Here is a 13,579-nt window from a genome sequence, read left to right as displayed (position 1 = left end):
ACGCATCACCACGGCGTTATTCGCGATCCGGTCCGCAAACTGCTAAACTGAGGCCATGCTAACCATTTTTCAGCCCCGGGCTGATCCCATCCCTGTGATCGCCCAACGCCGAGTCGCGGTTGTTAACGCGCTGTTGGTCATTCTTACCTACTTCGGGGGTGTATTGCCAGCACATGCGGATGTAAGTGTCTCCCGGCGCGATTGCGACCGGCTGGTCAAATACCAGCAGGCACCCGGGGTCGAATATCAGGCGGGTGTCGATGCCCATGGCCGCCCGGTGGCGCCGGCGGATCTTGGCGGCGGCTACAATATCAAACCGCCGGAAACCATCATCATTCCGATCGAAGTCCTGATTCAGGACCGCTTCCACATTCCCAGCAATTCCGCCTTGTGGAACGCCAAGGCACAGGTGGGTGTGGTCACGGTAAAGGGCGACCAAGTTTATTACGAAGGCCAGCTTCTTGGGGAGCAGGAGACCGCGGCCCTCGAACAGCTTTGCCGCGAGCAAATGCCGGCGCAGTAAAGCGGCGCCTGTGGACAGCCACAGGCCCTTTGCCTAAAGTCCCCCGCCAATCAATGACCCTTCCAAGCCAAGGCCTTATCCCATGCGTTCCAGCCAGTTCTTCATGCCGACCCTCCGCGAAAACCCCTCGGAAGCCCAGATCGTCTCGCACCGCCTGATGCTGCGCGCCGGCATGGTACGCCAGGCCAGCGCAGGTATTTATTCCTGGTTGCCGCTCGGCTTCAAGGTGCTGAAGAATATCGAGCGCATCGTTCGCGAGGAGCAGGACCGGGCCGGCTGCCAGGAAGTCCTGATGCCGACCATCCAGTCCGCCGATCTGTGGCGCGAAAGCGGCCGCTATGACGATTACGGCAAGGAGATGCTGCGCATCACCGACCGTCACGACCGCGAGATGCTCTACGGCCCGACCAATGAAGAGCAGATCACCGAGATCTTCCGCAACGCCGCCAAGAGCTACCGCGACGTGCCGAAAATGCTCTATCACATCCAGTGGAAGTTCCGCGACGAGGTGCGTCCCCGTTTCGGCGTGATGCGCGGCCGCGAATTCCTGATGAAGGACGCCTACAGCTTCGATCTCGATCAGGCCGGCGCCAAGCGTGCCTATAACAAGATGTTCGTCTCGTACCTGCGCACCTTCGCACGGATGGGCCTGCGCGCCATCCCGATGGCGGCGGATACCGGGCCGATCGGCGGCGACCTCAGCCACGAATTCATCATTCTCGCCGACACCGGCGAGAGTGCGGTTTTCTGCGACAAGAGCTTCATCGAGCGTGACGTACTGTCGCTCGACATCGATTACGACAGCGATCTCGAGCCGTTGGTGAAGCAATGGACCACCGATTACGCGGCGACCGATGAGAAGCACGACACGGCCAAGTTCGGCGCCTTGCCGAAGGATCGCCAGGTCGAAGCCCGCGGCATCGAAGTCGGCCATATCTTCTATTTCGGCACCAAGTATTCGGAACCACTGCGCGCCCAGGTGCAGAACCCGGAAGGCCAGACCGTTCCGGTCCATATGGGGTCCTACGGCATCGGTGTCTCGCGCCTCGTGGGTGGCATCATCGAGGCCAGCCATGACGACAAGGGCATCATCTGGCCGGAGAGTGTCGCGCCGTTCAAGGTCGGCCTCATCAATCTCAAAGCCGGCGACGCGGTGACCACGCCGATGGCGGACGAACTCTATGCCAAGCTGCGCCGTGCCGGTATCGAGGTCCTCTATGACGACCGCGATGTCCGTGCCGGCGAGAAATTCGCGCAGATGGATCTGATCGGCCTGCCGTACCAGGTTGTGGTGGGTCCGCGCGGTGCCGCGAAAGGCGAGGTCGAGTTCAAACTGCGCAAGACCGGTGCGGTCGAGGAAATCTCTGCCGACGCGGCACTGAAGAAGCTCGGCGCATGATCTTTTCCGCCTTCGAGCGCCTGGTGGCGATGCGCTATTTGCGCGCCCGCCGCCAGGAGAGCTTCGTTTCCGTCATCGCCTTGTTCTCGCTGCTTGGCATTGGACTTGGTGTGGCGACGCTCATCGTCGTCATGTCGGTGATGAACGGATTCCGGGCGGAGCTGCTCGATCGCATCCTTGGCTTCAACGCCCATCTCTCCATCAGCGCCAATGGCGGCCCGCTGGCGGATTACGACAAGATCACCAATATCCTGCGCGCACTTCCCGATGTCGCTTCGGCGACGCCGATCGTCGAAGGCCAAGTCTTTCTGACCGGCACCGACGGCGGCGTCGGTGCCATTTTGCGTGGTGTGCGGCTGGATGACCTCAAGGCCAAGGCCCTGATTGCTGATAGCCTGGTCGCTGGCACCATCGACGGACTGCGCGACCGCGACGGGATCATCATCGGTCAAGCGATGGCCCGGGCCTTGCGCGCCGGTATCGGCGCCGAGGTGACCGCGATCTCGCCCGACATCAATGTCACCATCGGCGGCGCCATACCGCGCATGAAGACGTTCAAGGTGGTCGGCATCTTCAATGTCGGCATGTACCAGTATGACAACACGATTGCTTTCGCGAATCTTGAAATGGCGCAGATCTATTTCAAGGTCAAGCAAGGCGCCACGAACATCGAAGTGATGGCCAAGAACATCAATCGCGTGCCCCAAGTGAAAGATCAGGTCGTGAACGCGATCGGACCTGGCTATCACATCGGCGACTGGCAGGAAGCGAACCGCGACTTCTTCACCGCCGTCGAGGTCGAACGCAACGTCATGTTCCTGATCCTGACCCTCATCATCGTCGTCGCCGCCTTCAACATCATCAGCGGGCAGATCATGATGGTGAAGGACAAGGCGCGGAACATCGCCATCATGCGCACCATGGGGGCGACTCAGGGCATGATTCTGCGCATCTTCCTGCTCTCGGGTGCCAGCATCGGCATCGTCGGCACGGTTTTCGGTTGCCTGCTGGGTGTGGCTTTCGCGGCCAATATCGAAACCATCCGTCGCGGGCTAGAAAGCATTACCGGTACGGATCTCTTCAACGAGACGATCTATTTCCTTTCCAAGCTGCCGGCGATCGTCGATCCACTTGAAGTGGCGCTGATCTCCGCCATGTCGCTGGTCCTTACCTTGCTGGCCTCGATCTATCCCGCCTGGCGCGCGGCCCGTCTCGATCCGGTGGAGGCCCTCCGCTATGAGTAAGGGTCACGCCAACAATGGCGATGTCGTCCTGGAGCTGAAAGGCATCCAGCAGAGCTTCGCCCAAGCCGAAGGTCGGCTTGAGGTCATCCGCCGTGCCGATCTTACTTTGCATCGTGGCGAGATGGTGGCCCTTATCGGCCCGTCAGGTTCCGGCAAGTCGACGCTCCTCCACATCACGGGCATGCTGGAAAAGGCCGTGGCCGGCGAGATCGCCATCGCGGGCAAGACCATGACCGCACTGGGCGACGATGCCAAGACGGCGGCACGGCGCCAGACCATGGGCTTCGTCTACCAGCATCACCATCTGCTGCCCGAGTTCTCGGCCCTCGAGAACGTCATCATCCCGCAGATGATCGCCGGGAAGTCGCGCAAAGAAGCTACGCCGCGTGCGGTCGATCTGCTGACGCGGGTGGGACTTGGGAAGCGCCTCGACCATCGCCCGGGCAAGCTTTCGGGCGGCGAGCAGCAGCGCGTCGCCATCGCGCGTGCCCTGGCAAATGACCCGAAAATTCTTCTGGCGGATGAGCCGACGGGCAATCTCGATCACCACACGTCGGAAGAAGTCTTCGGCATGTTGCGCCATCTGGTGCATGATTTTGGCGTCGCGGCGCTCATTGCCACGCACAATCTGGAAATCGCCCAGCGCATGGACCGCATCGTCACGCTGCGTGACGGAGAATTGGTCGCGGCCTAAGACTTTGGTCGTGGCAGGCTTGTCGTCATGGGGTCGTCATATGACCGACCCTATAATGTCATGCGCCGCCTTTATAGCGCCGTAGTCATTTTTGACATCGGATCGCTTTAGAGATCAGGAGGCTCCCGCGATGACTGACAGTCATTACCGCATGCCGGTAACCATCAATAACGAAGACGACAACAACCCTTCCAATCCCAGCGCCGGTCCGGTGATGACGGACCTGATCGTGCAGCGCATGTCGCGCCGCACGGCCTTGAAAGGTCTGTTGGCGAGTGCTGCGGTGAGCGCTATCGGTGTGGGCACCGGCTTCATCGCTCGCCCGGCAAGTGCGGCGATGAGCCTCTCCTTCGGCGAAATTCCCCACGCCCTTGACGAGAATCTCCACATTCCCGCCGGCTATACCGGCAAGGCGATCCTGCGTTGGGGCGATCCGATCGTCGCCGGCGCGCCGGATTTCGATGCCGAGACGCGCGATGCGGCGGCGCAGGCCCAGCAGTTCGGCTACAACAACGACTTCATCCATTTCTGTCCGCTGCCGGAAGGCTCAGCCGCCAGCGATCACGGCCTGCTCGTGGTCAATCACGAATACACCGATACGCATATGATCTTCCCGGGCTTCAAGGACGCCAAGGAAGCGCTGGCCGGTGCCACGGCCGAGATGGCGGCCTACGAACAGGCAGCGCACGGCCTCTCGGTCGTCGAGATCAAGAAAGAGGGCAACAGCTGGGCCATGGTCCCGGGCTCGAAATACAATCGCCGCATCACGCTGGCGACTGAAATGGAAATCGTTGGTCCGGCTGCGGGTCACGATCGCCTCAAGACTTCGGCCGATGCCAGCGGCAAGAAAGTCTTCGGTACGATGAACAACTGCGCCGGCGGCTGGACGCCCTGGGGCACCATTCTGTCGGCGGAAGAGAACATCCACCAGTATTTCGGTGGCGATCCGGCCGGCACCGCGGAAGCGGCCAATGCCAAGCGCATCGGCATCAAGGGCGAGCCGTCCTATGCGTGGGGCAAGTTCGACGCCCGCTTCGACGTCACCAAGGAGCCCAACGAGCCCAACCGCTTCGGCTGGATCATCGAGGTCGATCCTTATAATCCGGACGCAAAGCCGGTGAAGCACACGGCCCTCGGCCGCTTCAAGCACGAAGCCGCCACCACCGTCATCAACAGCGACGGCCGCCTCGTCGTCTATACCGGCGATGATGAGCGTTTCGAATATGTCTACAAATACGTCAGCAACGGCACTTTCGATCCCGGCAAGGGCCGCAGCAATTCCGATCTGCTCAATGACGGCACGCTCCATGTCGCCAAGTTCGATGCCGAAGGCAACGTCACCTGGATGCCGCTGGTGCACGGGCAAGGCGAGCTCACCGAGGCCAATGGTTTCAAAAGCCAAGCTGACGTGCTGATCGAAGCGCGCCGCGCCGGCGATCTGCTGGGCGCTACCAAGATGGATCGTCCCGAGGATATCGAAACCAGCGACAAGACCGGCAAGGTCTATGTCGTTCTCACCAAGAACGACAAGCGCAAGGCCGACGATCTCAACCCCGTGAATGACCGCGCCGAAAACAAATGGGGCCACATCATCGAGATGGTGCCGCCGATGACCGACGGCAAAGCCGATCACGCCGCCACCACCTTCACCTGGAGCGCCTTCATTAAGGCCGGCAATCCGGGCGATGCGGCGGAAGGTGCCGCCTATGGTGGCCAGGTGACCGATGCCGGCTGGTTCGCCAATCCGGACAACGTCGCCTTCGACGCGTCGGGTCGCTTGTGGATCGCCACCGACGGTTTCCCGGATTTCGGTGTCCATGACGGCCTCTGGGTGACCGAAACGGAAGGTGAGAACCGTGCCGTTACGCGCCACTTCCTCGGTTGCCCGCGCGGTGCCGAGCTGTGCGGCCCGGCCTTCACGCCGGATGGAAAGACGCTCTTCGTCTCCATCCAGCATCCGGGCGAGGAGAAGGGCGCCAATTTCGCCAACCCCTCGACTCGCTGGCCGGATTTCAAGGACGGCGTGCCGGCGCGTCCGTCGGTCGTGGCGGTGACCAAGGATGACGGCGGCGAAATCGGCGCCTGATCTCCTGACCGATTGCGTAAAAGAGAAGCCCGGCCGGGCACTTCCGGCCGGGCTTTTTGCTGTCACATATCCTTCATGATTCGGGCGCGTTATCCGTCATTTGCGAGGTCTACGCAGGGCGCCTTCCCACGCAAAAGGATCAGGAGGCACCGATGGCGGATCATCCGCAGAACGCATCGACACCCACTTACGCGCAATTGGTTTCCGCGCGCTTTTCACGCCGCTCCATGCTTCTGGGCGCGGCCGGCGCCGCGGCCGTTTCGGCCATGTCTTTCCGGCTGCCGGGCGCACAAGCGGCGGCCAGCGCCTCGACGCTGACCTTCCCGGAGCTCACCAAGATCTACGACCAGACCCATCACGTCGCCGAAGGCTATGACGCCGACATTCTGGTGCGCTGGGGCGAGGCGATCTTGCCCGGCGGCACCGAGCTTGATGCGGCCGGCCAAAGCGCTGACGCGCAGGCGAAACAGTTCGGCTACAACTGCGATTTCATCGGCTATCTGCCGCTGCCGCTGGGCTCGACCAACAGCGAGCATGGCCTCCTTTGCGTCAACAACGAATATCCCGATCCGCACATCATGTTCCCTGGCCTTACCGAAGACGATGCCGGCAAGATGATGACGCCGGAACAGATCAAGACGGTGCAGCAGGCCTGGGGCCACTCCATCGTCGAGATCAAGAAAGAGAACGGCAAATGGCAGGTGGTGAAGGACAGCAAGTATAACCGCCGCATCACCGGCACGACCGAAATCGCGATCTCCGGCCCCGCCGCCGGCCACAAGCTGCTGCAGACGGCGGCCGATCCGACGGGCACCCGCGTGTTCGGCACCGGCTACAATTGCTCGGGCGGTGTCACCCCCTGGGGCACGATCCTCACCTGCGAGGAAGGCCTTTCGGATACCTTCGGCGGCGATCCCGCCAAGGGCGGCGATCCGAAGCTGCTTGAGCGCTATCTCTATGACGGCACCGACCTCTACGGCTTCTCGCGCATCGACGACCGCTTCATTCTCGAGAAGACGCCCAACGAGCCAAACCGCTTCGACTGGGTGGTCGAGATCGATCCCTACGCCCCGGACGAACTGCCGGTGAAACGCACGGCCTTGGGCCGCATGGGCCACGAGGCCGCGACGTCGATCGTCAACAAGGACGGCCGTGTCGTCGTCTATACCGGTGACGACGATTACTTCGAACATATCTATCGCTTCGTCAGCGCCGGGAAATTCAACCCGGACGACCGCGCCGCCAACAAGAAGCTGCTCGACGAGGGCACGCTGTCGGCAGCGAAGTTCAACGACGATGGCACACTGACCTGGATCCCGCTGATCCACGGGACAAATGGCCTGACGCCCGAAAACGGCTTTGCCGACCAGGCGGAAGTCTTCATCAAGGCGCGCCTTGCCGGCGACCAGGTGGGCGCCACGAAGATGGACCGACCGGAAGACATGGAGCCCAATCCGGTGACCGGCCGCGTCTATGCTGTCATGACCAAGAACAAGAAGCGCAAGGCCGATGAGATCGACGCCGCCAACCCGCGCGCCGAGAATCTCTATGGTCACATCCTCGAAATGCTGCCGCCGGGCGAGGGCAAGGATGCCGACCACGCCGCCGACAGCTACAAATGGGACGTGTTCCTCCTCGCCGGCAATCCCGCCAAGCCGGAGGAGGGGGCGAAATACAATCCCGGCATCAGCCCCAACGGTTGGTTTGCAGCACCCGACAACATCGCCTTCGACCCCAAGGGCCGCATCTGGATCGCCAGCGACGGTGCCACCGATTTCGACATCGCCGACGGCCTCTATGGTGCCGACACGCTGGGTGACGGCCGCGCCTTGCCGCGCTTCTTCTTCGCCTGCCCGACGGGTGCGGAAATGTGCGGCCCGGCCTTCACGCCGGATGGAAAGACGCTCTTCGTCTCGGTCCAGCATCCGGCGGAGGATTCGGAGAACACCGACAAGCTGACCACGCGCTGGCCCGATTTCGGTGACAGCCTGCCGCGTCCCAGCGTCGTTGCCATCACCAAGCAGGATGGCGGCGAAATCGGCGGCTGATCGGTTTATCGCCTGCTGAACGACCTGACGCCCGGCGGCATCCACCGCCGGGCGTCATTCTTTTGTCATCTCGTTGCAAGAGGCCAGCAATCAGAATCGGCCAGTATCCCTCCCAGAGAGGGTGCCTAGCCCCGGCAAGAGATCTCTGTTGGAGATGTCTTGCCGGGGCCAGGGCATCGCAGGACCCAAAGTGAGGTGCCGCCATGACCGTCCATTCCAGCATCGTCGGTATCGACAGCAAATCGGCCTCTCCTGCCATCGGTCTTTCGCCTGACCTTGCCGAAATCGTTGCCTTGCGCCGCGACCGTTGGCTTGACGGCCCGGACGGAGATGCGCAAATCGGCGTCGATCTTCAGCGCAATTGGACCGAACGCGATACCGACCTCGCCTGGGAGCGCCTGGCGCGCCAGCGCCTGGGCATCGGTACCGCCCTGGTCGACGTCGCCAATGGCCTCGCTTATGCCGTCGATGTCGGCAGCGAGATTTTCCTCTACCGCGTTCTGTCATCGCGCGCCTTGGATCGGCAGCTGAGCTTGGCCGTCTTGATCGAGAGTGGCGAGGTTGCCGCCGCGCGTTTCGTCGCCAATGGCATTCTCGAATGGATCCCCATCGCCGCCGCCCGTGACGTGATCCATGTGCGTGAGACGGCGCTGCGCCTGGGCGCCACGCCTTTACGCCGCATCTTCGCACTCTCGCCGCTCAATACCGTGGGTGGCCTGCGCATGATTTCGGCTGGTGGCGCCGAGCCGCTGACCCTCGATCTGACGCCGCCCAATATCGGCCAGCATCGCTATCCGCAGGCCCGTCGTTTCGCCTGGACCGAGCAGGACGCACCGATGAGCTATGGCTTTGGCGCGCCCGCCGCCGAACAGATGCCGACGGGTCTCGCAGCACTCTTTTCGCAACCCTGGTAAATCCGCGCTTTAGTTCTAAGTCCTCTTTGCCCTTTCCCGTCCCGGCTCACTTTGCCCGGGTCAAGCCGAGATCGTCCCCCGAACGATGGATCTCGGCCTCACTAGAGCCCTCCGTCCTGTCCACGGAGGGCTTTTTCTTTTTCCGTTTGGCGTTGAATGTTCCGAGAGAGCAGTGCGCTTAGCCCCCCCCAACCCCTCCCCCTGAAGGGAGAGGGGCTCATCGCCGGGCTCGCACCGATACCTCGCTCTAAAACCCTCTCCCTTCAGGGGGAGGGTAGGGTGGGGGGCGCAAGTGACAGGTTTCCGCGGACTTGCGATCCTTCCATCGCCCGCCAAATCCCACTAGACTCCGCCATCCCCGCGACTCACAGCCTGATATCCCCATGGCGCATGCCGATTTTGTCCATTTGCGTGTTCATTCCGCCTATTCCCTCTCGGAAGGGGCGATCAAGAACAAGCAACTGGTCGATCTGTGCAAACGCAATTCGATGCCGGCCGTGGCCGTCACCGATACCGGCAATCTCTTCGGCGCCATGGAGTTTTCCGGCCTCGCCAAGGATGCCGGCGTGCAGCCGATCATCGGCTGCCAGCTGGGTCTGGCGCGTGAACGCGACCCGCATCAGATGCAGATCCCGGCACCGGATCAGATCGTCTTGCTGGTGCAGAACGACGCCGGCTATGCCAACCTTACCAAGCTCTCCAGCGACGCCTATCTGCTGGGCGAACCCGGCACTCCGCCGCAGGTCTCGTTGGAGGCGCTCAAAGACCACCACGAGGGGCTGATCGCGCTGACCGGCGGGCCAAAGGGGCTCGTCGGCCGTCTGCTGCTGGAAGGCCAGGACGCCGCCGCCGAAGCCGCGCTGAAGCGCCTCGCCGAGATTTTCCCGGGGCGCCTCTATATCGAACTCATGCGCCACGGTGTGGAGGAGGAGACGCGCATCGAGGAAAGCCTGATCAATCTTGCCTACGCCCTCGACCTGCCGCTGGTCGCCACCAACGACGTCTATTTCAGTGACGAGGGCATGTACCTCGCCCATGACGCGCTGCTCTGCATCGCTGGCGGCACCTATGTCGCCGAAGGCAACCGCCGCAAGGTGACGCGCGAGCATCGGTTCAAATCCGGTGCCGAGATGGCGCAGCTCTTCGCCGATATACCCGAAGCCATCCGGAACACGCTGATCATCGCCCAACGCTGCGCCTACATGCCGCCGGCCCGGAAGCCCATCCTGCCGGCTTTCTCCGATGGCAAGAGCGAAGACGAGGCGCTGAAGGAGATGGCACATGCCGGCCTCGCGCGGCGCTTCGAGACCGATAAGATTGCCGAGGATGCGCGCCAGGCCTATCGCGACCGCCTCGAATTCGAGCTCGGCGTCATCATCCAAATGGGTTTTCCCGGCTACTTCCTCATCGTTGCCGAATTCATCCAATGGGCGAAGAAGGAGAGCATTCCGGTGGGGCCCGGCCGCGGCTCCGGCGCCGGCTCGGTCGTCGCCTGGGCGCTCACCATCACCGATCTCGATCCCCTGCGCTGGGGCCTGCTGTTCGAGCGCTTCCTCAATCCAGAACGCGTCTCGATGCCCGACTTCGACATCGATTTCTGCCAGGACCGGCGCGAAGAAGTGATCCGCCATGTGCAGGAACGCTATGGCCGCGACAAGGTGGGGCAGATCATCACCTTCGGTAAGCTGCAGGCGCGCGCGGCCGTGCGCGATGTCGGCCGCGTGCTGCAGATGCCCTATGGCCAGATCGACCGGCTCTCGAAACTCATCCCCAACAATCCGGCCAATCCCATCACCTTGAAAGAGGCGATCGAGGGCGAGCGGCAACTGCGCGACGCGATGGACGAGGATCCCAGCGTCAAGCGCCTGATGGAAGTCGCGCAGAAACTCGAAGGCCTCTACCGGCACGCCTCGACCCATGCCGCCGGCGTCGTCATCGGCGACCGGCCGCTCGATCAATTGGTGCCCATGTACCGAGACCCGCGCTCGGACATGCCGGTCACCCAGTTCAACATGAAGGACGTCGAAAAAGCTGGTCTGGTGAAGTTCGACTTCCTGGGTTTGAAGACGCTTTCGGTTCTGCGCACAGCCGACAAGCTGCTCCGGAAGCGCGGCATTGAGCTCGACATCGACCATTTGCCGTTGGATGACGAGAACACGTTCACCATGCTGGGCAAGGGCGATGCGACCGGCGTGTTCCAGCTGGAAAGTTCCGGCATGCGTGATGTTCTGCGCAAGCTGAAGCCCGACCGCTTCGAAGACATCATCGCCGTCGTGGCGCTCTATCGCCCCGGCCCGATGGACAACATCCCGAAATACATCAACTGCAAGCACGGCCGCGAGGAGCCTGACTATCTCCACCCCTCGCTAGAAGGAATCCTGAAGGAAACCTTTGGCATCATGATCTATCAGGAACAGGTCATGCAGATTGCCCAGGTGCTGTCAGGCTACAGCCTCGGTGGCGCCGATCTCTTGCGCCGCGCCATGGGCAAGAAGATCAAGGAGGAGATGGAAGCCCAGCGCAAGCTGTTCGTCGACGGCGCCGTTGAGCGCAAGGTGAAAGCCGACAAGGCCGCCGAGATCTTCGACCAGGTCAACAAATTCGCCGGCTACGGTTTCAACAAGAGCCATGCCGCCGCCTATGCCTTCGTCTCCTACCAGACCGCCTGGCTGAAGGCGAATTATCCGGTCGAATTCTTCGCCGCCTCGATGACCTACGACATGGGCAACACCGACAAGCTCAATGTCTTCCGCCAGGAACTGAACCGCATCGGCATCAAGCTGCTGCAGCCCGACGTCAACAAATCGGAACCCACCTTCTCGGTGGAACAGCAAGCCGATGGCACGCTCGCTGTCCGCTATGCGCTGGGGGCGGTGAAGAATGTCGGCATGGGCCCGGTCGAGGCCATCGTCCGCGCGCGTGAGCAAGGTGGGCCGTTCAAGAGCCTCGAGGATTTCTCCGAGCGCGTCGACCCCAAGGGCCTCAACAAGCGCCAGATGGAAAACCTGGTCCTCGCTGGCGCCTTCGACAGCCTCAACAACAATCGCCGCCAGGTCCACGATGCGGTGGAGCAGATGCTGCGCCAGGCGCAGGCGGCACATGAGGCGCGGGGCAGCAACCAGTCCAGCATGTTTGCCGAAACGACCCAGGTGCGCCTCACCTTGTCGCCGTTGCCAGACTGGCTGCCAATGGAGCGGCTGCAGCAGGAATTCGGTGCCATCGGCTTCTACCTCTCGGCGCACCCGCTGGATTCCTACGGCGCCAGCCTGAAGCGCCTCGACGTGGTGGCCTTTGCCGATCTGCCGCAGTGGTTGAAGGCCAAAGGGGCGAGCCGCGCCCGCGTGGCCGGCCTCGTCGTCGGCAAGCAGGAGCGGACCTCGCAGAAGGGCAACCGCTTTGCCTTCATCCAGCTGACCGATGCCAGCGGCATGTATGAAGCGACGATCTTCTCCGAACGCCTCACGGCCGCGCGGGAAATGCTGGAGCCCGGCCGCGCCCTGCTGCTCAATGTCGATTGCCGGCAAGAGGAGGAGGGCGGCCTGCGCCTCATGGTGAACGAGGTCTCGAGTCTCGACCAGGCGGCCGCGGCAACAGCCGCAGGCCTCAAGATATTCCTGAAAGACGCCAGCCCCGTCGAGACGATCAAGCAGATCCTTGGCAAGGCGGGCAGGGGCAAGGGCCGCATCGAACTCGTCGTCGATCTTCCCGAACAAAAACGCGAAGTCGACATCGTGCTGCGCGACCACTTCGCCGTGACCCCAGCCGTCCGCGGCGCCATCCGCGCCATGCAGGGCGTGAACGAGGTGTTGGATACGTAGCGGTTCTCGTCAGTGGCGGCCCCCCTCCCAACCCTCCCCCCTGAAGGTGGGAGGGCTTTTACTCAAACCAGTCGACCAACCTCGCTTTAGAACCTCCCACCTTCAGGGGGGGAGGCAGGAGGGGGGCGCCAAGTGACGGCTCCATCTACCTCAACACGCACGTCAGCAGTGCCGCACCCTCGGCGAACGCCGTCACGGCCAGGACCAATCCCACCAACATGACGCCCGACAGTTTCAGGCCTCTACTCATGGCAATCTCCTCTCACGGCGCATAACGCGTGAAAACGAAGTCGCGCGACGCCGCCGCTTGATGGCACGCAAAGCAGGTTTCGTGAATCTTGGCGTCTGCCGGCTTGCCGTCGTTGAAATGAGCAAAGCCCCAGCCGCCGGTGGCGGCGTATTTCTTCGAATCCTTCACCATGAACTGCACGCCGTTCTTCGGATGCACGGCGACGTAGGATTGCGCCTGGCCGAAGGCGGCCTTGCTCTCGGGCAATGGTTCGTAATCCCAGGCGAGCCGCGCGATGATCGTGCCATCGGGATAAGACTCTTTGCCGGCACGGAAAGCTTCGATCGCCGTGTCGTTACCAAGAATGGCCCTGAGGTCGTTGAGCTTCCCCTCCTCATGCGCCACGGAGATCAATCGCCAGTCGCGATAGCCCTCGGGGATGCTGATGCCAAATATCGGCGCTGCGGCCGCATCCTCGGCCTCACTGAAGGCGGGCGAGAAACAAGCGAGCATTGCTGCGGCAAGACCGAGAACGGCCACCAACCCGACAACCCGTTTCATTGCTGGCTCCTGAATGAATATCGTATCCGCTACAATCGTAAGCGATATATATGGGTGTGCTCG

The 13,579-nt window shown here is 62.3% G+C and carries 9 protein-coding genes; 8 read left to right on the top strand and 1 reads right to left on the bottom strand.

All coding sequences use genetic code 11. The features are described 5' to 3' along the window. The first annotated feature begins 163 nt into the window (after positions 1 to 163). The 8 genes from SMD31_RS00635 to dnaE all read left to right on the top strand — a co-directional run bounded on the left by SMD31_RS00635 (position 164) and on the right by dnaE (position 12,726). On the top strand, positions 164 to 523 hold the full coding sequence (locus tag SMD31_RS00635; protein ID WP_320498620.1) for a hypothetical protein: 360 nt from the start codon (positions 164 to 166) through the stop codon (positions 521 to 523). An 82-nt stretch (positions 524 to 605) separates the two neighbouring features. Next, positions 606 to 1,922, top strand: a complete 1,317-nt coding sequence (gene proS / locus SMD31_RS00630; RefSeq protein ID WP_320498618.1) for a proline--tRNA ligase — start codon at positions 606 to 608, stop codon at positions 1,920 to 1,922. Further along, on the top strand, positions 1,919 to 3,166 hold the full coding sequence (locus SMD31_RS00625) for a lipoprotein-releasing ABC transporter permease subunit (protein WP_320498616.1): 1,248 nt from the start codon (positions 1,919 to 1,921) through the stop codon (positions 3,164 to 3,166). The genes proS and SMD31_RS00625 overlap by 4 nt, the downstream gene beginning before the upstream one ends. Next, on the top strand, positions 3,159 to 3,860 hold the full coding sequence (locus SMD31_RS00620) for an ABC transporter ATP-binding protein (protein ID WP_320498614.1): 702 nt from the start codon (positions 3,159 to 3,161) through the stop codon (positions 3,858 to 3,860). The genes SMD31_RS00625 and SMD31_RS00620 overlap by 8 nt, the downstream gene beginning before the upstream one ends. A gap of 130 nt (positions 3,861 to 3,990) precedes the next feature. After that, positions 3,991 to 5,946: a PhoX family protein gene (locus SMD31_RS00615; protein WP_320498613.1), complete on the top strand. Its 1,956-nt coding sequence runs from the start codon at positions 3,991 to 3,993 to the stop codon at positions 5,944 to 5,946. A gap of 152 nt (positions 5,947 to 6,098) precedes the next feature. Continuing rightward, positions 6,099 to 7,994 carry a PhoX family protein gene (locus SMD31_RS00610; protein WP_320498611.1) on the top strand — a complete coding sequence of 632 codons (1,896 nt, stop codon included), beginning with the start codon at positions 6,099 to 6,101 and terminating at the stop codon, positions 7,992 to 7,994. 203 nt (positions 7,995 to 8,197) lie between these two features. Beyond that, positions 8,198 to 8,908, top strand: coding sequence for a hypothetical protein (locus SMD31_RS00605; RefSeq protein ID WP_320498610.1), 711 nt, complete (start codon positions 8,198 to 8,200; stop codon positions 8,906 to 8,908). Between the two features lie 383 nt (positions 8,909 to 9,291). Beyond that, positions 9,292 to 12,726 carry a DNA polymerase III subunit alpha gene (gene dnaE / locus SMD31_RS00600; RefSeq protein WP_320498609.1) on the top strand — a complete coding sequence of 1,145 codons (3,435 nt, stop codon included), beginning with the start codon at positions 9,292 to 9,294 and terminating at the stop codon, positions 12,724 to 12,726. A gap of 262 nt (positions 12,727 to 12,988) precedes the next feature. On the opposite strand, the gene SMD31_RS00595 is transcribed toward dnaE, so the two are convergent. Then, positions 12,989 to 13,516, bottom strand: a complete 528-nt coding sequence (locus tag SMD31_RS00595; protein ID WP_320498607.1) for a cytochrome P460 family protein — start codon at positions 13,514 to 13,516, stop codon at positions 12,989 to 12,991. Positions 13,517 to 13,579: the final 63 nt, after the last annotated feature.

Source organism: Dongia rigui (assembly GCF_034044635.1).
GTDB classification, from domain to species: domain Bacteria; phylum Pseudomonadota; class Alphaproteobacteria; order Dongiales; family Dongiaceae; genus Dongia; species Dongia rigui.
Note: the sequence above shows the minus strand (reverse complement) of the source record. Positions and strands in the feature narration are given on the sequence as shown.